Source organism: Janthinobacterium sp. TPC_1 (assembly GCF_056037845.1).
This window is the reverse complement of record NZ_CP195157.1, coordinates 2,077,725-2,100,576: the sequence shown is the minus strand read 5'-3', so window position 1 is coordinate 2,100,576 and position 22,852 is coordinate 2,077,725. Positions and strand designations below refer to the sequence as shown.

General features: G+C 63.2%; 18 protein-coding genes and 2 pseudogenes. 3 read left to right on the top strand and 17 right to left on the bottom strand.

Features of this window, described 5'->3' with window-relative positions; all coding sequences use genetic code 11:
• Positions 1-45 precede the first annotated feature (45 nt).
• Genes ACQVLG_RS10255 through ACQVLG_RS10230 form a run of 6 tightly spaced genes read right to left on the bottom strand, consistent with a single transcriptional unit; the run spans position 46 to position 5,091 of the window.
• Complete coding sequence (locus ACQVLG_RS10255; RefSeq protein WP_474294336.1) at positions 46-1,524, bottom strand: RNA polymerase factor sigma-54; 1,479 nt, start codon at positions 1,522-1,524, stop codon at positions 46-48.
• A gap of 4 nt (positions 1,525-1,528) precedes the next feature.
• Entirely contained in the window at positions 1,529-2,284 is a 756-nt protein-coding gene (lptB, locus tag ACQVLG_RS10250) for an LPS export ABC transporter ATP-binding protein (protein WP_034753325.1), read from the bottom strand.
• Positions 2,284-2,865 (bottom strand): lipopolysaccharide transport periplasmic protein LptA, encoded by a 582-nt coding sequence (lptA, locus tag ACQVLG_RS10245; RefSeq protein ID WP_230541294.1) that lies wholly within the window; start codon positions 2,863-2,865, stop codon positions 2,284-2,286. Before lptA ends, lptB begins: the two co-directional genes overlap by 1 nt.
• A 25-nt stretch (positions 2,866-2,890) precedes the next feature.
• On the bottom strand, positions 2,891-3,502 hold the full coding sequence (gene lptC / locus ACQVLG_RS10240; protein ID WP_230541293.1) for an LPS export ABC transporter periplasmic protein LptC: 612 nt from the start codon (positions 3,500-3,502) through the stop codon (positions 2,891-2,893).
• A 45-nt stretch (positions 3,503-3,547) separates the two neighbouring features.
• On the bottom strand, positions 3,548-4,081 hold the full coding sequence (locus ACQVLG_RS10235) for a KdsC family phosphatase (RefSeq protein WP_070221654.1): 534 nt from the start codon (positions 4,079-4,081) through the stop codon (positions 3,548-3,550).
• Complete coding sequence (locus tag ACQVLG_RS10230; RefSeq protein WP_474294333.1) at positions 4,081-5,091, bottom strand: KpsF/GutQ family sugar-phosphate isomerase; 1,011 nt, start codon at positions 5,089-5,091, stop codon at positions 4,081-4,083. The genes ACQVLG_RS10235 and ACQVLG_RS10230 overlap by 1 nt, the downstream gene beginning before the upstream one ends.
• A gap of 108 nt (positions 5,092-5,199) precedes the next feature.
• Between ACQVLG_RS10230 and ACQVLG_RS10225 the strand changes: the two are divergent.
• A pseudogene (locus tag ACQVLG_RS10225) lies at positions 5,200-7,184 on the top strand (cation:proton antiporter domain-containing protein).
• Here the strand turns inward: ACQVLG_RS10225 and ACQVLG_RS10220 are convergent.
• The 3 genes from ACQVLG_RS10220 to ACQVLG_RS10210 form a co-directional block, all read right to left on the bottom strand.
• Positions 7,185-8,345: a GGDEF domain-containing protein gene (locus ACQVLG_RS10220; RefSeq protein WP_474294331.1), complete on the bottom strand. Its 1,161-nt coding sequence runs from the start codon at positions 8,343-8,345 to the stop codon at positions 7,185-7,187.
• 34 nt (positions 8,346-8,379) lie between these two features.
• Complete coding sequence (locus ACQVLG_RS10215; protein ID WP_230541289.1) at positions 8,380-9,231, bottom strand: MOSC domain-containing protein; 852 nt, start codon at positions 9,229-9,231, stop codon at positions 8,380-8,382.
• Between the two features lie 121 nt (positions 9,232-9,352).
• Positions 9,353-10,393 carry a type II asparaginase gene (locus ACQVLG_RS10210; RefSeq protein WP_230541438.1) on the bottom strand — a complete coding sequence of 347 codons (1,041 nt, stop codon included), beginning with the start codon at positions 10,391-10,393 and terminating at the stop codon, positions 9,353-9,355.
• A 187-nt stretch (positions 10,394-10,580) separates the two neighbouring features.
• Here ACQVLG_RS10210 and ACQVLG_RS10205 point away from each other — a divergent pair, with 187 nt between their 5' ends.
• Together ACQVLG_RS10205 and ACQVLG_RS10200 are read left to right on the top strand one after the other, a co-directional pair.
• On the top strand, positions 10,581-11,075 hold the full coding sequence (locus ACQVLG_RS10205; RefSeq protein WP_474294329.1) for a hypothetical protein: 495 nt from the start codon (positions 10,581-10,583) through the stop codon (positions 11,073-11,075).
• A gap of 15 nt (positions 11,076-11,090) precedes the next feature.
• Entirely contained in the window at positions 11,091-11,921 is an 831-nt protein-coding gene (locus tag ACQVLG_RS10200) for a MipA/OmpV family protein (protein WP_474294327.1), read from the top strand.
• Between the two features lie 193 nt (positions 11,922-12,114).
• Here ACQVLG_RS10200 and ACQVLG_RS10195 read toward each other — a convergent pair whose 3' ends face one another.
• The 8 genes and pseudogenes from ACQVLG_RS10195 to ACQVLG_RS10160 all read right to left on the bottom strand — a co-directional run bounded on the left by ACQVLG_RS10195 (position 12,115) and on the right by ACQVLG_RS10160 (position 22,762).
• A complete protein-coding gene (locus ACQVLG_RS10195; RefSeq protein WP_474294325.1) occupies positions 12,115-12,795 on the bottom strand; it encodes a class I SAM-dependent methyltransferase in 681 nt (226 codons plus the stop codon).
• A gap of 296 nt (positions 12,796-13,091) precedes the next feature.
• On the bottom strand, positions 13,092-15,539 hold the full coding sequence (locus ACQVLG_RS10190; protein ID WP_474294323.1) for a TonB-dependent siderophore receptor: 2,448 nt from the start codon (positions 15,537-15,539) through the stop codon (positions 13,092-13,094).
• 104 nt (positions 15,540-15,643) lie between these two features.
• Complete coding sequence (locus tag ACQVLG_RS10185) at positions 15,644-16,618, bottom strand: siderophore ABC transporter substrate-binding protein (RefSeq protein WP_474294321.1); 975 nt, start codon at positions 16,616-16,618, stop codon at positions 15,644-15,646.
• Position 16,619: 1 nt separating this feature from the next.
• Entirely contained in the window at positions 16,620-17,390 is a 771-nt protein-coding gene (locus tag ACQVLG_RS10180; RefSeq protein WP_474294319.1) for an iron ABC transporter ATP-binding protein, read from the bottom strand.
• Positions 17,387-18,337, bottom strand: coding sequence for an iron chelate uptake ABC transporter family permease subunit (locus tag ACQVLG_RS10175; protein ID WP_474294317.1), 951 nt, complete (start codon positions 18,335-18,337; stop codon positions 17,387-17,389). Before ACQVLG_RS10175 ends, ACQVLG_RS10180 begins: the two co-directional genes overlap by 4 nt.
• Positions 18,334-19,290 carry an ABC transporter permease gene (locus tag ACQVLG_RS10170; protein ID WP_474295601.1) on the bottom strand — a complete coding sequence of 319 codons (957 nt, stop codon included), beginning with the start codon at positions 19,288-19,290 and terminating at the stop codon, positions 18,334-18,336. Before ACQVLG_RS10170 ends, ACQVLG_RS10175 begins: the two co-directional genes overlap by 4 nt.
• Positions 19,291-19,306: 16 nt before the next feature.
• Positions 19,307-21,080, bottom strand: a pseudogene (locus tag ACQVLG_RS10165) (ABC transporter ATP-binding protein).
• Positions 21,074-22,762 (bottom strand): ABC transporter ATP-binding protein, encoded by a 1,689-nt coding sequence (locus ACQVLG_RS10160; protein WP_474294315.1) that lies wholly within the window; start codon positions 22,760-22,762, stop codon positions 21,074-21,076. Before ACQVLG_RS10160 ends, ACQVLG_RS10165 begins: the two are co-directional and overlap by 7 nt.
• Positions 22,763-22,852 lie beyond the last annotated feature (90 nt).

The following is a 22,852-nucleotide window of genomic DNA, read 5'->3' as shown; positions in this document are numbered from 1 at the left end:
TCGTGCGGTCCATCCTATCCGGCCCGCAGAGGAACCGAAAAAAACTTACAAACACTTACGCAGGCTCACTGGCGGAATTTTCAACGCTTCCCGGTATTTGGCAACAGTACGTCGCGCAATCACCATGCCTTGTTCCCCCAGCATGTCCGCAATCTTACTGTCGGATAAAGGATTTTTAGGGTCTTCTGCTCCTGTCAGTTGCACGATCAATGCCCGTATCGCCGTCGATGACGCTTCCCCCCCCGCTTCGGTGGCGACATGGCTACCAAAGAAATATTTCAACTCGAACATGCCGTGCGGGGTCAGCATGTACTTTTGAGTTGTTACCCGCGAGATAGTACTCTCGTGTAAACCCAGTGTATCAGCTATTTCACGGAGCACAAGGGGGCGCATGGCAACGGCCCCATGCGAGAAAAAGTTCTTTTGTCTTTCTACTATCGCCTGTGCCACGCGCAGGATGGTATCGAAGCGCTGGCGCATATTCTTGATCAGCCACTTGGCCTCCTGCAACTGCGCGCCCATGGCGCCCTCGCCCTTGCCCTGCTTGAGCAAGTTGGCGTACATGGCGTTGACGCGCAGGCGCGGCATGACGTCGTTGTTCAGGGTGACTTGCCAGCCATTGCGCGCGCGCTTGACGACGACGTCGGGCACCACGTAATCGGACACGTCCGAGGCGAACACGGCGCCCGGGTGCGGATTACACTGGCGAATCACCGTCTGCGCCTCGCGCAAGTCTTCATCGTCGCAATCGAGGGCTTTTTTCAGCTTGTTGAAATCGCGCTGGGCAAACCAGGCCAGGTGCTTTTCCACGATGACGAGGGCCATGCGCCGCGTCACCATGGCGACGTGCGGCAAGCGCCTGATTTGCAGCGCCAGGCATTCGGACGCATTGCGCGCGCCCACGCCCGGCGGATCGAAACTTTGCAGCAGCGACAAGGCCGTGCGCATCTCGTCAGCGTCGATTTCCAGCTCTTCCGGCAGGCGCGCCAGGATGTCGTCGAGCGACTCTTCCAGGTAGCCATTGTCGTCGAGCGCATCGATGATCAGCTCGACCAGCGCGCGGTCGCGCAATTCAAGCACCGTCACGCGCATCTGCTCCATCAGGTGCTCGCGCAGGGTGCAGTGATGGGCCTCCAGTTGCGGACGCGAATCTTCATCGTCGGGCGCCTTGCCCCGGCTCGCCTCGCTCCAGTCGCTGTCGCCGCCCTCCGCGGCGGCCGGGCCCTCGCCCGCCTCGCCGTCAAACCCGTCCGCTTCGGCCGGTGCGGCGGGCGCCTCCTGGCCTGGCGGCTGGGGCGGCGCTTCGGCCGGCGCGGCCGTGGAACTCAGGGCGCCGTCGGACAGCAGGCGCAGCGAACGGTCGAGCGGATCGTCGAGGCGTTCGAGCAAGGGATTGTCCGTCAGCAGCTGCTCGAGTTCCTGGTGCAATTCCAGGGTGGATAATTGCAGCAGGCGTATCGATTGCTGCAACTGCGGCGTCAGTGCCAGGTGCTGCGACGTGCGCAGCTGCAATGATTGTTTCATTGGCTCACATGCGGAAGTGTTCGCCCAGATAGACCCGGCGTACCGACTCGTTCGCGATGATGTCGTCGGGGCGTCCCGACGCCAGCACCGAGCCCTGGTTGATGATGTAGGCACGGTCGCAAATACCCAGCGTCTCGCGCACATTATGATCGGTAATCAGCACGCCGATATTGCGCTCCTTCAAGAAACGCACGATGCGCTGGATTTCGATCACGGCGATCGGATCCACGCCGGCAAACGGTTCGTCGAGCAGCACGAAACGCGGGTCGGTGGCCAGCGCGCGGGCGATTTCCACGCGGCGGCGCTCGCCGCCGGACAGGGACAGGGCCTGGTTCTCGCGCAGCTTTTCAATCTGCAAGTCGGCCAGCAGTTTATCCAGGCGCTCCTCGATCTCGGCCTTCTTCAGGGGACGGCCTTCGACGGTCTGGATTTCCAGCACGGCGCGGATATTGTCTTCCACCGTCAGCTTGCGGAACACGGACGCTTCCTGCGGCAGGTAGGACAGGCCCATCTGCGCGCGGCGGTGGATCGGCAGGCTGGAAATGTCCACGCCGCTGATATCGATGCTGCCGCCGTCCGACGGCACCAGGCCGACGATCATGTAGAACGAAGTCGTCTTGCCGGCGCCGTTCGGCCCCAGCAGACCCACCACTTCGCCGCATTCGACTTGCAGCGAGACATCATGCACGACTTGGCGCTTGCCATAGGTTTTTTGCAGCCCGCGAACGATCAGGGTGCTGCCGCAACGGGTATTGTCCATTATTTCTTTCCTGGCGCGGGCGTAGCCGGCGCTTTCTCCGCCGCCGGCGCCTTGTTCTTCGGCTGGATCACCATGCGCACGCTGCCGCCATCGGGGGTGCTGGTGCCGCTGTCGGAATTTTCCATCGCAAACACTTCCTTGCGGCTGTCATACGAGATGAAGGCGCCATTGGCCACGTCGGTCACTTTCGTGCCTTCCAGGCGCGTCAGCTTGGCCCTGGAAAACAGTTTCACCACTTCCGTCTTGTTGTTGTATTCCACGCGCTCCGCTTCGCCTTCGACCCACAGGTCGCCCGCGCCATCGCGCTTCTGGCGGAAGGTGGCCAGCTTGCCGGGATCGGCCCAGAAGGTGATGAACTGGTAGCCTTGCGGATCTTCCGTGATCAGGGCCCGGCCCGCCTTCATGGTCAGGGTCCCCTTGACCAGCACGACGTCGCCCGTCAGGGTACGCACCTGCTTGACGTCATCGACGTGGCCGCTACGTGCCGTGATGACGGCTTCCTTCTCGGAATCGGCCTTCTCGGCATGCGCCCCCCCTATCATGGCCAGGGAAAATACGCTCAACAGCAAGATCTTCTTCATAGTATGGTTTCCTTGTTTCATTCTGTCATTTTGCCGCCGCGGCCGGGCGCGGTTTCGGCGGGAGGACCATGCGCAGCGCATTCTGCACTTCCACCACGCCGGTGGCATTATTGGCCTTCATGCCGATGCCATTGATGCGCGAGGCGCCCGTCAGGATATCGACCGGCACGTCCGTTTCCATTCTTTCCTCATCCGGGAACACCGTCAGCGCCTCCGTCCTGACCGTCAGGTTCTGCGCCTTCGGACTGGCCGCGCGGTCGATCACGACATTGCGGTGCAGTTGCAGCCGGGTATTGTCCTGGTCGATATGCGCCAGTTCCGCATTCATGTTCAGCGGCGGCATGCCTGGCGTGAGCTTGCGCACGAAGGGCTGGTCGATATCGGACGAATCGTCGAGCGGATAATGCGTGAGCTTGGTGCCCGAGACGATATAACTGGGCTTACCCGTCAAGTCCATGCGCACCAGACTGAAATTGGTAATGAAATAGTCGGGTTCATCCAGATGCTTGCTGGCCGTGATGTCCTGGCCATTCTTGTTCATCACTTCGAGCAGCCAGAAGCTGCCCAGCGCGACGACGACCGCGCCCAGCACGGTAAAAATCATGCGCCAGCGATGGGCGCCTCCTGGCTTACGCATAGGGCTTCACTCTTTCAAAGGTCACTGGCGGCGAGGCACGGCACCTCACTCCAGGAACGGCGCCATCACGCGCGCATAGTTGTCCTGGGCGCGCAGCAGGAATTCGCAGATCTCGCGCACCGCGCCGCGGCCGCCGCCGGCCTGCGTCACATGGTGCGCCAGGCCCTGCGCTTCCGGACGCCCGCCCGGCACGCTGACGGCAAAGCCCACGCGGCGCAGGATGGGCGCATCGATGACATCGTCGCCGATATAGCCGCATTGCTCTTCCGTCAAGCCCGTCAGCGCCAGCAGTTCGCGAAACGGCGTCAGCTTGTCGTGGCCGCCCTGGTGCACGTGGGTAATACCCAGGTCTTGCGCCCGGCGTGCCGTGATGGCCGAGCGGCGCGCGCTGATGATGGCCGTCTGCACGCCCGATTCCTGCAGCAGCTTGATGCCCAGGCCATCATACACATTAAACGTTTTCATCATTTCGCCATCGGGGCCGAAATGCAGGCTGCCGTCGGTGAGCACGCCATCGACGTCAAAGATCATCAGTTTGACCTTGGCCGCGCGCGCCAGGTTGTCCGCCACGCTCTCCATCAGATCACCTTCGCTTGCGTCAGATCATGGATATGCAGGGCGCCCACCAGCTTGCCGTCGGCATCGACGACCAGCATCTGGTTGATGCGGAACTGCTCCATCACGGCCACGGCATCGACGGCCAGGCGCTCGGGCGCGATGCTGCGCGGCTGCGCATGCATGACGTCGCGGATCGCCACCTGCGTGAAATCCTGCACGCGCTCGAACATGCGGCGCAAGTCGCCATCCGTAAACACGCCCACGGGACGGTTGTCCGCATCGACGACGGCCGTCATGCCCATGCCCTTCTTCGTCATTTCTTCCAGCGCCTGCAGCAGCGAGGCTTCCACCGGCACCTTCGGCACCCGATCGCCGCTGCGCATGACGTCATGCACGTGCGTGAGCAGGCGGCGGCCCAGGGCGCCGCCCGGGTGCGAGCGGGCAAAATCTTCTTCCTTGAAGCCGCGCAAGTCGAGCAAGGCCACGGCGATCGCGTCGCCCAAGGCCAGGGTGACGGTGGTGCTGGCCGTCGGCGCCAGGTTCAGCGGACAGGCTTCTTTCTCGACGGAAATATCCAGGTGCACGTCGGCCAGCTGGGCCAGGCTGGAATTCGGCTTGCCCGTCATGGAAATGAGCACGCCGCCCATGCGCTTGACGACGGGCATGATGGCCATCAGTTCCGACGATTCGCCGGAGTACGATATTGCAATAAAAGCATCTTCCGAGGTGACCATGCCCAGGTCGCCATGGGCCGCTTCGGCCGGATGCACAAACAGGGCCGGCGTGCCGGTGGAAGCGAGGGTGGCGGCAATCTTGCGCGCGATATGGCCGGACTTGCCGATGCCGGAGACGACGACTCTTCCTTTGCACTGCAGCAACATCGCCACGGCGCGGCCCACGCTGTCGTCCGTGGCCAGGCGCGCGTGCAGCGCAACGATGGCGTCGGACTCGATCTGCAAGGTGGTGCGGGCCAGCGCGACGGCGCGCTCGGTCGTCGCTTGCATGTCAATTCGATCAAAAGCTTTCAGCATTGTTTTTTCATGGGTTACACTCATGCCCAAAGTATAAACGAATTAGGAAAGCAAAAAACTTGCCAGTCACAACAAACAACGATTTCCATTGACCGCACCGGGCAACCCATGTTTTCCTCGCTTGAACTGACCCTGATGTTACTCGGCAGCGCCGTGCTGGGCGTGGTCGCTTTCAGAATGTTGCATTTGCCGCCCATGCTGGGCTACCTGGCCGTTGGCATCGTCATCGGCCCCCATGCGCTGGGCCTGGCGGCGGAAAACGAGGCCAGCCATACCCTGGCCGAGTTCGGCGTCGTCTTCCTGATGTTTTCCATCGGGCTCGAATTTTCTCTTCCGAAATTCCTCGCCATGCGGCGCATCGTCTTCGGCCTCGGCATGGCGCAGGTGGCCACCACCATCATCGCCACGGTCGTCTTCGGCTGGTTCGTCGCCCGTTATCTGTCCGCCTACATCCACCTGAGCTGGCAAGCCGCGTTCGCCCTGGGTGGCGCGCTGGCCATGTCGTCGACGGCCATCGTCTCGAAAATGCTCACGGAGCGGCTGGAACTCGAAAGCGAACACGGCCGCAAGATCATCGGCATCCTGCTGTTCCAGGACCTGGCCGTGGTGCCCCTGCTGATCCTCATTCCCGCCCTCACGCGCGATTCGGACAACCTGGCCGAAACCCTGGCCTGGGCCGGCGGCAAGGCCCTGGTCGTGCTTATCTTGCTGCTGTTTATCGGCCAGAAGATGGTGCGCGGCTGGCTGACCATCGTCGCCAAGCGCCGTTCACAGGAATTGTTCATGCTCAACCTGCTGCTGATCACCCTGGGCGCGGCCTGGATCACGGAGCGGGCCGGGCTGTCGCTGGCCCTGGGCGCGTTTGTTGCCGGCATGCTCATTTCCGAGACGGAATTCAAGCACCAGGTGGAAGAAGATATCAAACCGTTCCGCGATGTACTGCTGGGCCTGTTCTTCATCACCGTCGGCATGCTGCTCAATATCCGCGTCGTGCTCGACAACTGGTGGCTGGTCCTGCTGCTGCTGTGCGGCCCCGTGCTGCTGAAATTCGCCCTCATCGCGGGCCTGGCGCGGCTGTTCGGCTCCAGCAATGGCGTGGCCCTGCGCACGGGACTGGGACTAGCGCAGGCGGGCGAGTTCGGCTTCGTGCTGCTGAACCTGGCTGGCGGCATCAAGTTGATGGACCCGTTCGTCGTGCAGGTGGTGCTGGCCTCGATGGTGCTGTCGATGCTGGTGGCGCCCTTCCTCATCGCCAAATCGGACGCCATCGTCATGAAACTGGCCGCCAACGACTGGATGATGCAATCGCTGGCGCTGACCAAGATCGCCACGCGCACCATGGCTTCGCAGAAACACGTGCTGATCGCCGGTTTTGGCCGCAGCGGGCAAAGCCTGGCCACCCTGCCCTGCTGGCGGAAGAAAAGATCGAATACCACGCGCTGGACCTGGATCCGGAACGGGTGCAGGAAGCGCAGCTGGCCGGCGCCCACGTCTCGTATGGCGATGCGGGCCGGCGCGAAAGCCTGGTGGCGGCCGGTATCTACCGTGCCAGCGCCGTGGTGATCACGTATGCGAATACCGCGTCAGCACTGAAGTTATTGCATTTGCTCAAAGAAATGGCACCGACCTTGCCCGTCATCGTGCGCAGCCACGACGATACCGACCTCGACCAGTTGAAAAAGGCGGGCGCGGCCGAAGTGGTGCCGGAATTGATGGAAGGCAGTTTGATGCTCGCTTCGCACGCCCTGATCATGATGGGCGTGCCCCTGCGCCGCGTGGTGCACCGGGTGCAGGCCGCGCGCGAGGAGCGCTATGCATCCTTGCGCGGCTATTTCCACGGCACCAGCGATGCGGGCGACGATGCCGAGCTGGAACGCCTGCATACGGTCACCGTCAGCGAGGACGCGCACTGCGTGGACTTGCCCTTGAGTGCGATCGACGTGGCCGGCTGCGGCGCGTTTGTGACGGCCATCCGCCGCGGCCGCGGCAGCCTCGACGTCACCCCCGAAACGCAGCTGGCCAGCGGCGACGTGGTGGTGCTGCGCGGTACGGCCGACGCCGTGGCCAAAGCGGAAACCCTGCTATTAAAATAACTATTCGATCTGCGCCTGCCAGCTGACGACCTTGTTGCGCCCGCCCGCCTTGGCCTGGTACAGGGCCTGGTCGGCATGCGCCACCAGTTGCTGCGCCACCGTTTCGATGGGGAGCAGCGCCGCGTCCGCTTCCAGGCTGGCCACGCCGATCGACACGCTGACCCACGCCTGCGCGCTGCCCGGCAAGTCAAACATGGTGCCGGCAATGCTGGCACGGATGCGTTCGGCAACAAAGGTCGCGCTGTCGAGGTCGGCGTCGATCAGCAGGACGACGAATTCCTCGCCGCCGAAGCGTCCCAGCGCGTCCGAGCGGCGCAACTCCGTGCGGATGCGCGTCGCCACTTCGCGCAGCACCTCGTCGCCGCCCTGGTGGCCATGCGTGTCATTGACCGATTTAAAATGGTCGATATCGATATACATGCATGAGATACAATAATTCTGGCGCCGCGCGCGGGCGATTTCTTCCAGCAGCCGGCGGTCGATATAGCGCCGGTTGTAGACGCCCGTCAGGGAATCGGTCAAGCCGATGTATTTCAGCATTTCATTGCTGATCACGTTTTCCAGGCAGATGGCGATGATGGACGCCATGTGCTTGATGAAATCCGTGCCCAGCGCGGGCGTAAAGCGCGTCACGTCGCTGCTGGCCAGGTTCAGGCTGCCAATCAGGCGCTTGTTGCGCAGCAAGGGCACCAGCGCCACGCTGCGCAAGGGAGCGTCGATGCCCGGAAAACGCGGGCCATGCACGGCCGCATCGAAGGCCCCCAGCAGCGGCAGCGGCGGCAAGGCCGCTTCCCCCTCGGCCACGGGCCCCGGCGGGGCAAACCCCAGGTCCGTCACTTGATGCACGAACAGCAACTGCGGAAAGATGCTGAAATCGACGCCCAGCTTTTCCATCACCAGCACGATATCGTCATCCTCATCAAGCAGGCTCAAGGTCACGCCGTCGAGGTCGGAAATCACGGGCAAGGTGCGAAAGATGGTGCCTATCAGTTCGGGAAACGTGGACGCGCCGACGATTTCCAGGTCGAACGCCTGGTGGCGGCACATGATGTCGTGGTTGCGCTCGACCTGTTCCAGCAGGAAAGCCATGCGCGCGCGCAAGGCCTGGTTTTCGGCTTCGAGGCTGGCAATGCGCGGATCCGGCGGTATTGCTTGATTCATAGAAACCTTAAACCCTTGTGTGCGGGCGCCATGCTTAAAATGCCAGTTCGAAACCGATGTCCTGCCCCACCACAATACGCTCATCGCCGCCATCCGTGACAATGGCATTCATGCCGAAGCAGATGGCGCCGTCGAGCTCGGGCTTGGCGCGGTAGCCATGCATGACGTCGAGCGGATCCGGCCCGGGCACGCCCGTGGCCTGGTCCACCGACGGAATCGGGCAGCGCGAACACGGCTTGACGGGTTTCAAGGTCGTCGCGCCGAATTGCAGGAACTCGGCGTAGTCTTCCTCGAAGGCGCCGATATCGCCGATGACCAGGTTCGGGCGGAAACGGTTCATCGGCAGAGGCTCTCGACCGGCGGCGCGCAGCTTGTCATTGACGTCGGCCAGCGAGGCGCTGCCGGCGATCAGCACCGGGTAGCCATCGGCAAACATGGTCGAGGCGGCCACGCCGTCCGTCCATGTGGTGCTGGTGGCGCGCACCACGTCCGGGTGAAAGCGCGCCAGGCGGCACGGCACGCCGATGGCCTGACTGAACCAGGTGGCCGTGACCTCGTCGCAATCGTAGGCGCGCACGGTATCGTCCCACACTTGCACTTCCAGCATCGGTGACAGTTGCGGATGGGGCAAGCCCAGCTCGATTTCCAGCCGCAGCATGCCCGGCGCGCGCAATTCCAGGGTGGTGGCCTTGATGGATGGCACGATGAGCGCCATGCGCGGATGTTCGCGCTGGGTCAGGAAGCGGCCCTGCGGGTCGACCACCATCCACTCGCGGTCGAACACGTGCTCGCTCATCAGCCCTGAACGCGTCAGGACCGCCTCGCGCAAATGAATGCCGGCGCACGATTTGATGGGATACAGGATGATGTCGGACAGGATAGCCATGAACCAGGGACAGTGTTGCCGCTTCTGCCAGAAAGTTATTCAGAAACGAAGTATGGCAGCAAAGCGGGCAAGCGTAAATCGGCCAGGCTCAGCCGATGAGGCTGGCCTGGCGCGACAAGGATCAATACGTGTAGAAAATACGCTGGATTTCTTGCGTACTGTTGGTTTTGGTCAAGGCCAGCATCAGCAGGATGCGGGCTTTTTGCGGGTTCAGGGTGTCGGACACGACACTGTCGAGTTCATCGTCGTTCGCTTCGCCATTGCGCGCCACGATGCCCTGGCCAACGCGGCTCGAACGCACGATCAGCACGCCCTTCTGGCGCGCTTCCACCAGAGCCGGCTTCATTTGCGCGGCCACGCTGCCATCGCCCACGCCCGCGTGGATGATGCCCTTGGCGCCGGCGGCAATGAAGGCGTCCATGCCGACACGGTTCATGTTGGCGTAGCCATACACGATGTCCACTTGCGGCAGGGCATCGAGCTTGCTGATGTCAAATTCCGCTTCCAAGGTGTGCTTGCGCGTCGACTGGCGGTAAAAGAAGGCCTTGCTGCCCTGGATGTAGCCGAGCATGCCCAGTTCCGGCGACTTGAAGGTGTCGGTGGTGGACGTATTCGTCTTGGTCACTTCGCGCGCGGCGTTGATCTGGTCGTTCAAGGCCACCAGCACGCCCTTGCCGACGGCTTCCTTGCTGCCGGCCAGCATCACGGCGTTGTACAGGTTGATGGGGCCGTCCGCCGAGATGGCGGTCGACGGACGCATGGCGCCCACCACGACGACCGGCTTGTGGCTTTTCACGGTGAGGTTCAGGAAATACGCCGTTTCCTCGATGGTATCGGTGCCGTGCGTGACGACCACGCCATCGACGTCGTTCGAGGCCAGCAGCACGTTGATGCGTTTGGCCAGGGCCAGCCAGTGGCTATTGCCCATGCTTTCGCTGGCGATCTGGAACACTTGCTCGCCTTTGACATTCGCCACTTTCTTGAGTTCCGGCACGGCCGCGATCAGGCGCTCGACGCCCACGGTGGCCGAGGTGTAACCAACGGTGGTGGTGCTGTCGGCCCCGCTGCCGGCAATGGTGCCGCCTGTGGCCAGGATCACCACATTCGGCAATTTGACGGCGGCTTGCTGCGCGCGTGCAGGGGCAGCGGCGATAAAGCCCATCAGCAAGGTAGCCAGCATCAGCTGTGCACAAGAATGGAATTTGCGTGAAAACATGGTGCTCCCGTGAAGTGTACTGTCAAAAATAACAACGTCGTGTGCAAATTATATGTCATCCATGCGCGGGTAAATCCCCAATTCATGCGTATCGCGCAAACGTGCGCGCCCTTGTTTGCGCTACAGTGGCGCCATGTCCACACTCCTGTCCTTCCGCTCTTGCCTCATCCTGCCGCTGATCTTGATGGCGCTCAATGCCTGCTCCACGCAAAGCGAACTGCGCATGGCGGCGCAGCAGGAGCAATTCGCGCGCGAGGCGGCCAGCCAGGGCGACTGGGCGCAGGCCATGCGCAGCTACGAGGCGGCCGTCGACAATGTCGAACTGGGCCGGGGCGACTTCGCTTGGCAGGCGCGGCTGCATCACCAGGCGGGACGCGCCGCCAGCGGGGCTTGCAGCTACGATGCGGCCGCATTTCATTTCCGCCAGGCCATCGCGCTGGCAAAGAAGAGCGAATACTCGAGCGCCCTCAGCTACAAGGCGCTGATCGACCAATATGAACGCCAGGGCAAGGCGACGGAAGCCCTGGCAGTGCGCAATGAACTGGGCGGGCCTCAATCGGGGGCGCTGGGCGCCTTTGCCGACCGGGAATCGCTGCCGGTCGGCAAGCATTGCGGCACGCCGCCCTAGCACAAGGGGATGCCGATGCGGGTGACACGCACGCTGCTGGCCCTATCTCCCCTCTTCGCCGTGGCGTCCGCGTGCGCCGCAGAGCCAGCGCTACCCCTATGGGAAGCGGGCGTCTTCGGCGGCGCGGCCGTCACGCCCGCCTATCCGGGCGCCAGCGAGCGCTCGACGCGTAGCCTGGCCCTGCCCTATCTGATTTATCGCGGGGAAGTCTTGCGCGCCGACCGCTCCGGCGTGGGCGCGCGCCTGCTCGACACGGAGCGGGTGGAGTTCGATGTGGGTTTCGCCCTGTCGCTGCCGGCCAGGTCCAGCGACGTACCCGCCCGGCGCGGCATGCCGGACCTGGGCACCCTGGTGGAATTTGGTCCGCGCCTGAAAATCAAGCTGGCCGAACCGACGCAGCACAGCCGCCTGGGCCTGGAGCTGCCCCTGCGCGCCGTCATCGAAGCGCGCGGCGGCCTGCGCCGCCAGGGCGCCACGTTCGAACCGCGCCTCGTGTACGCGCTGCAAGGCGAGCAGCAGGCCTGGCATGTCGATGCCAGCCTGGGCGCCGTACTGGGCAATGCCGCCATCAACGATTACTTGTATGGCGTCGACCCCGCCTTCGCCACCCCGGAACGCCCGGCGTATGCGGCGAAAAGCGGGCTGATGCTCACGCGACTGGGCCTGAGCGGCTCTTACCGGCTGCGCCGGGACTGGCGCGCCTTTGCCTTTTTTCGCTACGACAATTACACAGGCGCCGCCAACCGCGCCAGCCCCCTGTTGCGCCAGAACAGCGGCACCTCGGCCGGCATCGGCCTGATGTGGACATGGCAGCGCTCGGACAGCCTGGCACGCAGTCAGGACTGACAAAAATACACTATTCGTGCTAGCACATGACGCGATACCCGCCGACAAACTGAGATCCAATCTCTTGCTCTGCTACGCCTTATCGTTGGCGCCAGAAGCATCGATAAGCTCTGCCAACTGGTCACCGCCGACAACGCCAATGCATTACACAGCGAAGTGGTGATGCGTACTGAACAAGGGCGCGCCCAAGCGGCTAGCCAGGATAAGCATCTGGTTCCTTGTAAAGGATGCTGATCGACACTCGCTCATCACTATCCAGCGAAAAAGAATGCTCGCTATGGGAAAAGCTGTCTTTGGCGACCAGATAATAATGACCGCTGGCAGTAAAGAAATCCGCATACGAGGTTTTGTAGGAAAAAATGCCAGGCTTGTGATGATAGGCCCGCTTATGGCGATAGCCTGGATCAAAGTCCAGGATGGCAAGAAACCCGCCACTCTTCAATACCCGGTCAGCCTCGGCAACAGCCTTGAGAATTTCCGTGCGATCGACCAGATACAGGCAAAAGCCGAAATATACGAGATCCATGCTGGCATCGCCGTGCGGAATGTGCGACGCGATCGAGACGTCCAATTGAACGTTAATATTAGGAAATTTATCCATGCCTTCGCGCACTGCCTCGACGGAGGGATCGATGCCATGCCCCTGCGCCGCAAAAAACTGGCAGAGATCCGCCAGTTTGACGCCGTTGCCACAGCCGATTTCCAGGATATGCCCGATACGGTCACGATGATTGGCCAGGACGCGCTTGATCGTTTCATTCTCGTAGAATGACTTCTGCTGGTTCAAGGTGGATCGATTGCGGTCAAACCAGCGATCGCCCTCCCCCTCCAAAAATATCTGGCATTGCGTTTGCGCTAAGGAAGTCATCACCATGGCTAGCCCTTTGAAGTCTTGTGCCTGGCTGCGAGCAGCCAAATCCCAACGATATCGGTTCCTGCAAAATGGCGTATTGCTTCGCATGCACACTTTACAGATATGATTTTTTCATAAACATTCGGAAAATATTAACACCGATCCTGGTGCTGCGCGCTTTCAGGCGTTGATATTTATCAGCTGTGATAGCGGTATTTTTCAGGCTGGAACCCGACGTGAACGTGCGCCGACCTCCCATAACGGGCATGCCCTGCACAGGCAGGGCATGCCCGCTCAGCTGGTGTGGCGAACGGCCTTCAGAAATCCACCGTTGCCGACAGCATGACCGTGCGCGGCGCGCCCAGCCCCAGGCGGGTCCATTGCGGCAGCGCCCAATACGCCTTGTTGCCCACGTTGCTCACGCTGGCGCGCACGGTCAACGGCCGGCCGGCCGCACGGGTGGCATAGCGGGCGCCCAGGTCAAATACGCTGCGGCCCGGTACGGACAGCGAGTTGTCGGCATTGATGTATTGCTTCGATGCCGCCGTCGCATTCGCCGTCAGGGTCACGCCGGGAATGGCGGGCGCATCCCACTCGACGCCCAGCTTCGCCTGCAGCCTGGGCACGCCCGTTGCCTGCTTGCCCTGGTTGGCGCCGCCCACGGTCTTGCTCAAGACCGGATCGACATAGGCGATACCGCCCATCAGGCGCACGTCGCGCAGGGGCGAGCCGAAGAAACCCCAGTCGACGCCGCGATTGCGCTGCTCGCCGCCGAAGGAAAAGACATTGCTGACGGGATCGACATAGCTGCTGGGGCGTTTGATTTCATACACGCTGAGCGTATGCGCGAATTCGCCCAGGTCGACCTTGACGCCCAATTCCGCCTGCTTGGACTTGTACGGCGCAAAGACTTCGCCCGAATTGGCCGCCGTCAACGGCGCCGTGGCGCCCTGGCTCAAGCCTTCGATGTAATTGCCGTACAGGGAAACCGTCTTGCTCGCCTTGACCAGCAGGGCGACGGCCGGCGTGGTGGCGCCTTCGTCATAGCGCGAGGTACGCGCCCCCGTCTGGATGTTGAAGTTATCGCTGAGCACTTCCTGGCGGCGCAAGCCCACCGTCAGCTGCACGGTGTCTTGCGCAAAGGAAAGCGTATCGACCAGGCCGACGCTGGCCAGGCGCAATTCCGCCTTGGAAATTTGCGGCGCATCGAAGCGCGTCGCAGGTCCCCAGACGGGGTGGTAGATATTCGTGATCCAATCTTTCGCCAGGGTATTCCTGCGACCGTACTGCTTGTCCGTGTGGTGGTAATACGTGGCGTTGACGGCCCATTGATGGCCGATATCGCCCGTGCGCAGCTTGCCCCGCAAGCCTGCTTCCGCCGACTGTTTCTCCACGTCAAATCCCAGGTCGGCAAGATTGGTGCGGTAGTCGCCAGCCGTGTTAAACACCTGGATCAGGTACGCGCCCGTCGACTGATAGTCGGCCCGGCTGGCGCCCACGGCGGCATACGCCATCACCTGCGCGTTCACGTCCAGCTCGCCACGCAGCATGGCGCCCTTGTCCTTGGTATCGTAAAACGCCCAGCTGGGATTGAGCAGCGTCTCCGGTTTCGGCGGACGCGGCACGGGCAAACCGGCAGCCAGGTTGACGCCCCGGTTCAAGCCGTCGGCGCGGTCCTCGCTATGGTACAGGTCAGCGGACAGGCGCGCACCGTTGCCGCGCCAGTCCAGGCCCACGGAAACCAGTTGGGTTTTCTTTTTCTGATGCTCGATGGCGCCGTCGCCATCGCGGTAGACGCCGTTGATGCGGATACCGAACTGTTTATTTTCGCCAAAACGCTGACCCAGATCAACATGTCCACCGAACTGAGAGTCCGACATATACGACGCCGTCACGCGCGCCAGCGGCGCATCGCCCGCGCGCTTGGGCACGAGATTGATGCTGCCGCCCACCGAGCCGCCCGGAGGCATGCCATTGAGCAAGGCCGATGGCCCTTTCAGCACCTCGATGCGTTCGAACATTTCGGGCGACGTGCGGTAATACGGCGAGATACCGTACAGTCCGCCAAACGCAACGTCGCCGATATTCGAACTGAAGCCCCGTATCGAATAATTCTCGCCGATGATGCCCGTCATGCCGCTGCTGAAGACGGTAGGATCGGTGGCGGAAATCACGTCGGTGATGTCGCGCGCCTGCCGGTCTTCGATGAATGTATCCGTATAGCTGATGGTGTTGAACGGGGTTTCCATGAAATCCTTGTCGCCTAGAAATCCCACGCGGCCGCCGGACGCCACCTGCCCGCCTGCGTACGCCTCCGTCACCGCGTTGCCCTTGCCCCACACCGTCACGGCAGGCATGGTCGCGGCCGCTTCTGCCGCGGTGCTGTGTGCCGGTTCGCGGCGCAGCGTGTAGCTGCCGTTGCCCTCGCGCACGGCTTGTAAACCGTGTCCGCGCAGCAATTCGTAAAAGCCTTCAGGCACGCTGTAACTGCCGGACAGGCCGGCACTGTTCTTGCCTTGCAGCAGGCTAGCCTCGACCGTCAGTTCGATCCCCGCCTCGGCGGCAAAGGTGTTGAGCGCCAGCCCCAGAGTTCCCGCCGGCACGCTGAACGCCTGGCGGACCTGCGCCGCTTGCGCGTAGGCTGTGGGGGCTGCCACGCCCAGCGCCCCCACGGTCAAGCCCGTGATGAGCGCCAGTTGCACGGCGGTGGCGATACGGCTCAGGTTCAAGGCGGGAAGATGGCGCGTTGCCATGCGTTGGGTCATAAAGTAAATCCTTTCAGAGGGGGTGATTGCTTGTTCTCACCCTATCTCCCGAACGAAAAGGCAAAACCCTCAATGCAAATGCGACTCATTACGAAATATGCTGATTATTGATAGCCCTTGAGCACATCGTCGATCACCCGTTTCAGCGACGTCACGCTGGCCGCCGTGATGTACCAGGCATCCGCATCGACGAAGACGACGCGGCCGCTCTTCCAGGCATTGGTCTGGCGCAACAGCGGATTGGCCATCTGCTCGGCCGTCATGACGGGACGGTGTTCCATCACGGCCGTGCGGTCCACTACATAAATGATGTCGGGATTGGCTTGCTGGATGAACTCGCTGGATATGGGCTGGCCATGCAAGCCCGCCTCGATGGCCGAGCTGGCTGGTTTCACGCCCAGCGCGTCGAAAACAAAACCATAGCGCGACTGCACGCCGAACGCGCTGAAGGCGCCGTTGTTGTGCAGCACGATGAGCGCCCTCTCGGGACGCTCCTGCGTCACCTTGCGCGCGGCCGCCACCTTGTCGTCCAGCTCCTGCGCCTTCTGGCGAGCAATATCTTCCTTGCCAAAGATGCGCCCCAGTGTCAGCAAGTGCTCCTTCACTACGTCGATGTGCTTGCTCTCGCTGTTCTGGTAATCCACGTCGAAATGCACCGTGGGCGCAATCTGGCTCAAATCCTTGTAATGGTTGGCCTGGATCGAGGTCATCAGCACCAGGTCCGGCTGGAGCGCGTGGATATGTTCGAGATTCGGCTGCACGATGGCGCCCAGATCGCGGATGGCCTCGTCATCCTTGTAGCGGGTAAGAAAGTGCGGCACGTAATCCTTCACCATGCCGGCCACGGGCACGCCCAGCTGGTCGAGGAAATCGACTTCATTCATGTCGAGCACGGCCACCCTCTGCGGACGCTGCGCAATCACCGTCGTACCCAGTTTATGGACGATGGTGATGGGAGCAAACGCCGGCTGCGAGGCGGTAGCGGCAGGCGCCGGCGGTGCTTTCTCGCGGCAGCCTTGCAAGACGGCCATGGCGGCAAGCAGCATGGCCAGCGCCAGACGGGGTTTGTTGCAGATCATCTCAAGCTCCTGTGGGGGTAAAGTAATTGCAGACACAGCCGCGCTCGTTGCGCACGATGTGGAAATCGATGTCGTACAGCGCGCGCAAACGTTCCTCGGTGACGACCTCGTGCGCAGGGCCGGAAAAGCGCACGGCGCCGGCCTGCATGGCAACGATGTGGTCCGAGTAATTGGCGGCGAAATTGATGTCGTGGATCACCAGGATCACGGTGCGGCCCTGCTCGTCGCACAGGCGGCGCAGCGCGCGCATGATCTGCACGGCGTGTTTCATGTCGAGGTTGTTGAGCGGCTCGTCGAGCAGCAAAATATCCGTCTGCTGGGCAATCGTCATGGCCAGGAAGGCCATCTGGCGCTGGCCGCCGCTCAGCTCGTCGACGTAGGCGGTGCGTAGCGATTCCAGCGACAGAAAGGCGATGGCGTCATCGATGGCTAGCCGGTCCTGCGGCGTCAGGTTACCTCGGCTGTAAGGGAAGCGGCCGAAGGCGACCAGTTCCTCCACCGTCAGGCGCAAATGAAAATCGGGCGCCTGGCGCAGCGTGGCCACTTGCCGCGCATAGTCGCCGATGCGGATATCGGCGATGCGGCGTCCGTCTATCGCAATCTCGCCGCCATTCGCTTCCTGCAGGCGCGCGATGAGCATCAGCAAGGTGGTCTTGCCAGCGCCGTTGGGGCCGATCAAGGACGTCACTTTTCCCTTGGGAAACTGCGCGCTGACATTGTCCAGCACGCGCCTGGCGCCGTAGCTTTTTTCAATCTGTTTGACTTGGATCATGCAGTGCCCCGGGTGCGGACCATGAGCGCGAGGAAATACGCGCCGCACACGAGGTTGACGAGGATGCCGACCGTGGTCCGGTAATTGAAAACGTGCTCGACCAGCAACTGGGCGGCAAGGAAGATGGCGATGGCGATGGCGCAGCCCAGCGGCAAGGTGACGCGGTGGCGCGCCGTGCGGGCCAGGGCATACGTCGTGTTGGCCACAAAGATACCCATGAAGGCCGTCGGCCCCAGCAAGCTCGTCGACACAGCCACCAGCACGGCGATCAGCGCCAGCTGCAGCTGCACCATGCGCCGGTAGTCGACACCGAGCGAGATCGCCTGTTCGCGCCCCAGCGCCAGCACGTCGAGCGCCGGCAAGGTCTTCAGCACGGCCACGCAGGCGGCGCCAGCCAGCAGGGCCGAGGTCAGCAACTGCGCGGGCTGCGCCTTGTTGAACGAGGCCTGGCTGAATCCCTGCAAAATGGCAAATTCGCCGGGACTGATGCGCAGCTGGATGAATTGGGTGAACCTGCCGATCACCATCGTCAGCACGAATCCCAGCAGCAAGAGGAAATACACGTTGTTCTTGCCATCACGAAACAGCCAGTAATGGATGGCCCAGGAATACGCGAGCATCAGCGCGATGGACACGACGAAATTGCCGGTCGGTCCCAGCAGCACCACGCTGTGCATGCCCATGACGAGGACCAGCAGCGATTGCAGCAGCAGATACACGGCTTCGTAGCCCATGACGGCCGGCGTCAGGATGCGGTTGCCGGCGATGGTCTGGAAAACAATCGAAGACACGGCCACGCAGACGCCGCCGATGGCGATGGCGGCCAGCCGCGCCAGGCGCTTCGGAATGATGTAATCGACGTCGAAGTTTGCGCCAACGCAAAGAAAAATCAGCGCCAGGATGGCGACGGCCAGCCACAGCGTCCGCAGATTAAATAGCCGCCTCATCGCCGCCCCCGAATGATCAATATGAGGAACAGCAGGCCGCCCGCGCCGCCCGCCGTCAGGCCGATCGGCACCTCGAACGGGTAGATCAGCAAGCGCCCGGCGATGTCGCAGGCCAGCAGCAGCGAAGCGCGCCCAGCCCAGCGCGACGAGGGCAAGGTGCGGCCCAGGTTATCGCCGTAGCGCAAAGCCACCAGGTTCGGGATGGCCAGGCCGACAAACGGGATCGCCCCTACCGTGATCACCGTAGCGGCCACCGTGACGGCCACCAGCATCAGGCCCAGCGCCACCGTGGCGCCATAGTTCAGGCCCAGACTGGTAGCCATGCCTTCTCCCAGCCCCAGCACGGTAAAGCGCTGCGCGTACAGATACGTGAGGGCAACGATGGGCAAGATCAGATAAATGATTTCATAGTTGCCCTGGACGATTTTCGAGAAATCGCCGAGCAGCCAGCCCTGCATGCTTTGCAGGATGTTGTTGCGGTAGGCATAAAACTCGGCCACGGCGCTGAGCACGCCGCCATACACGAGGCCGATCACGGGAACCAGAATCGTGTTCTTGAAACGGATGCGGCGGATCAAGGCCACATACACGAGGCTGGCAGCAAGGCAGAAGGCCAGCGCGAACGCCATCTTGCCCGCCGTGCCCGCTGCGGGAACTACCGTCAGCGACACGAGAATGCCCAGCTTGGCCGCGTCGAGGCCGCCCGAAGTGGCCGGTTCGACGAATTTGTTGCGCACGATGTGCTGCAGAATGACGCCGCACACGGACAGGCCCACGCCCGTCAGCACCAGCGCCGCCAGGCGGGGCAGCCGGCTGGCCGTCAGGGTCAGCCACGTATCATCTGACAGCGCGTCTGACAGTGCAAACAGCTGCGCCCACTCCATCTGCCGCGCACCGACCAGCAGCGAAGCCGTACACAGCAGCAGGAAGACGAAAAACAGACGCGCCTGTATCAAATCGTCATCCCGTTCAAGGCTGCCGTGCGGCGGAGGCGATGCGCCAGCCCTTGGCCGCCTGGCGCTGGGCCAGGAAATGCGCATACAGGCCGCCCTGTGCCCGCAAGGTGGCTGGCGCGCCCTGCTCGCGGAGCGTGCCGCCGTCGAGCACGACGATCTGGTCGGCCATGGCCACCGTCGACAGCTGGTGGGCGATGACGATCACCGTGCGCTTGCCGCGCAGCCGCGCCAGCGCCTCGGCGATGGCGGCCTGGTTTTCCGCGTCGAGCGCGGCCGTCGCCTCGTCGACCAGCAAAATCGGCGCATCCTTGACCAGCGCGCGGGCAATCGCGATGCGCTGGCGTTCGCCGCCGGACAGGCGCGCGCCACCCTCGCCGACCAGGGTATCGAGCCCCTGCGGCAGGCGGGCGATGATCTCGGCCACGCCCGCCTGGCGCACCGCGTCCAGCACCTCGGCATCGGTCGCGTCCGGCTTGCCGAGGCGGATGTTGTCGCCGATGCTGCCCTGGAACAGATAACTGTCCTGGAAGATCTGGCTGATCTGCCCCGCCAATTGTTCGCTGGACATGTGCCGCACGTCGACGCCGCCCACCAGCACGCTACCCTGACTGGCGTCGAAGAAGCGCGCGATCAGGCGCACCAGGGTCGTCTTGCCGGAACCGGAAGCGCCGATCAGCGCCGTCATGCTGCATGCTGCCGGGCGCAATCTGCAGATTGATATCCGTCAATACGTCGGGCTGATCCTGTGCATAGCGGAAGTGCACCTTGCGCAGCTCGACCGCGCCATCGCGCGGCGCCTGCGGCCTGCCTGCTTCCGGCAGCGGCTGCACGGCGAAAATATCGCGCGCCGCATCGAGCGGGCCGCGCGCGCCGCGCAGCACTTCGCCGTAGCTGGCCACTTCCTGCAGCGGGTCGACAAAACGCACCACCAGCAGCAGTGCCACGATGACGGCGATGGCTTCTGCCGTTTCAAGCGCACCGCCAAGGCGGCTATCGAGCCACAGCGCGGCGGCAGCCAGCAGGGCGGCAAAGATCGCTTGCACGGCCCAGGCGTTGAGCACCGACGACAGCGCCGACAGATAAATCAGCCGCGTGCCCGCGTGGCGCTGCCCATCGATGGCTTGCTGCAGGAAACGCGTACCGCCACCATCGCCGTTACCATGGAAAGCGCGCAAAACCGATTGCGCTTGCGCAAACTCAACCAGCCGCTGGCTGGTCTGGGCAAAATGGTGGTGATAGGCGTCGTCGGCGCGCTGGCCTAGGTGCGCCGTGAGCCGCAAGGCGCCCGCCAGGAGGGGCAGTGCCAGCAGCGCCATCACGCCCAGTTGCCAGTGCAGCGCGAACAGCGCGGCCAGCAGCACCACGGGCGTAACGGCGCCGCAGATGACGGGCGTCAGTACGTGGGCGGGCAGTTGCGCCACGTTCATCATGCCTTGCGTGATGAGGTGGCCCAGTTTTGCCGTGTTGTCCGGCGTGAACCAGCCGACGGGCAGGCGCGCCACATGGTCGCCCAGGCGCTGGCGCGCCCCTTGCAGCACCGTCACGCCCACGCGCACGCCGGCTTTTTCCACCTGGCGCCGCCAGGCCCAGCAGGCGACCAGTCCGGCCAGCAGCACCAGCAGCCACAGGGCCGCGCCGCCTGCGTCGCCGCCCAGCAGCCGGCCCAGGGCCAGCACCAGCGCCGTGATCGTCAAGCCGCTGAGTACGCCATACGCGAGCGCCATGGCACAGTAGCGGCGGAACACGGGCGCATCGTCGCCCAGCAATTGTATGAATGTCTTCAGCATGGCAGCACCGTTTCTTCCGGGGAATCCTGATAGCCGCCCAGCGTCCACAATCGCGCATAGCGGCCCTTGTCTGCGAGCAATCCGGCATGGCTGCCCTGCTCGGCGATGGCGCCGTTCTCGACGACGATAATGTGGTCGGCGTGCATGATGGTGTCGAGCCGGTGCGCGATCACCAGCAGGGTGCGGCCCCGGGTAAAGCGCGACAGCGCATCCTGGATCGCCACTTCGTTTTCCGCATCGGCCGCGGCCGTCGCTTCGTCGAGCACCAGCACGGACGGGTCGAGCAGCACGGCGCGGGCGATGCTCACGCGCTGCAGCTCGCCGCCGGACAGTTGCGCATCCTCGCCGATGATGGAATCGTAGCCGCGCGGCAAGGCCAGGATGCGTTCGTGGATGTTCGCCAGGCGCGCCGCCTCTTCAATTTCCTGCAAGCTGGCCGATGGCCTGCCCAGCCCGATGTTTTCGCGCACGCTGGCGTGGATCAGCCGCACGTCCTGCAGCACGAAGCCGATGCGCCGGTACAGCTCGGGCGTGGCGATATGCCGCAAATCGACGCCGCCGAGCGTGATGCGCCCTTCGGTCGGGTCGAAAAAGCGCAGCAGCAGCCGCGCCAGGGTCGACTTGCCGGAACCGGAAGCGCCGACGATGGCCGTCACCGTGCCAGGGCGCAAGGTCAGGTTGATGCCTGACAACACCTTGTTCTGCCCGTCGTAGGCATAGCCCACGTTCTCCATGCGAATCTCGGTGCCGTTGGGCAACTGTTGCTCATCCGGCGCCGGCTGCGCCAGCACGGGCGTATCGAGCAAGGCCAGCACGCGCTGGGCAGCACCGGTGGCGTTATTGAGGTCGTGGGTCAGATAGTGGAGCAGCAGCATCGGCGCGGAAATGCCGGGCGCCACGAGGGCGAACGGCAGGATATCCACGGGCGCCATCGCTCCCAGCGCCACGAACACGGTGCCGGCAAGCACCACCACGCCCAGCACGGCGACGGGCGCGATCAGCGCGTTGGCATTGGCCATCGAACCGACCAGCGGGCGCGTGAAGGCAGAAAATGCATCGGCAAAAGAGTCGACGGCCGCGCGGTAACTGCCGTGCGCGCGTCCCGTGACGCCGAAGGCCTTGACCACGGGAATGCCGTTGACGAACTCCACCACGGCATTGTTGATGCGCCCCATGCCGGCGACGAATTGCGCCATATTGCCGCTGCTGGCCTTCATGGCCCGGCCGAAGAACAGGAAAAAACCGGGAAACGGCAAGATCGCGACGAGGGCCAGGCGCCAGTCCATGGCGAACAGGTAAATGACGGAGCTGGCGATGGCGCCCACGGCGCGCCCCGTCGTCGTATAAAAGTGGGCGGTGAGGCTGTGCAGGGTGTTGATGTCGTCCTGCATCGCCTGCTTGACTTCGCCCGAGGCCCGGCCGGTGAACCAGCCCAGCGGCACTTGCCCCAGGCGCTGCATGGCTTGCAGGCGCAGTTGATGGGTGAGGCGGTTGTCGGCCAGGTGCGCGGCCAGCTCGCCCAGCGACATCAGCGCCATGCCGAGGAACAGGCTAGCGACGCTGGCGATGATGGTGGGCCAGAGATCACCTTGCGCCAGCGCAGGGTTCAGCGCGATGTTGGCGATGTGCGCGATGCCCGCCAGCGGCACCAGGGTCAGCATGGAACCCGTGCCGGCCAGCACGGCGGCAACGATCAGGCGCCCGCGGATGGGACGCAGTATCCGGCTGATGGGGCCGGCTTGGGGCTTGGGCTACTCATGGGAACAACGGGG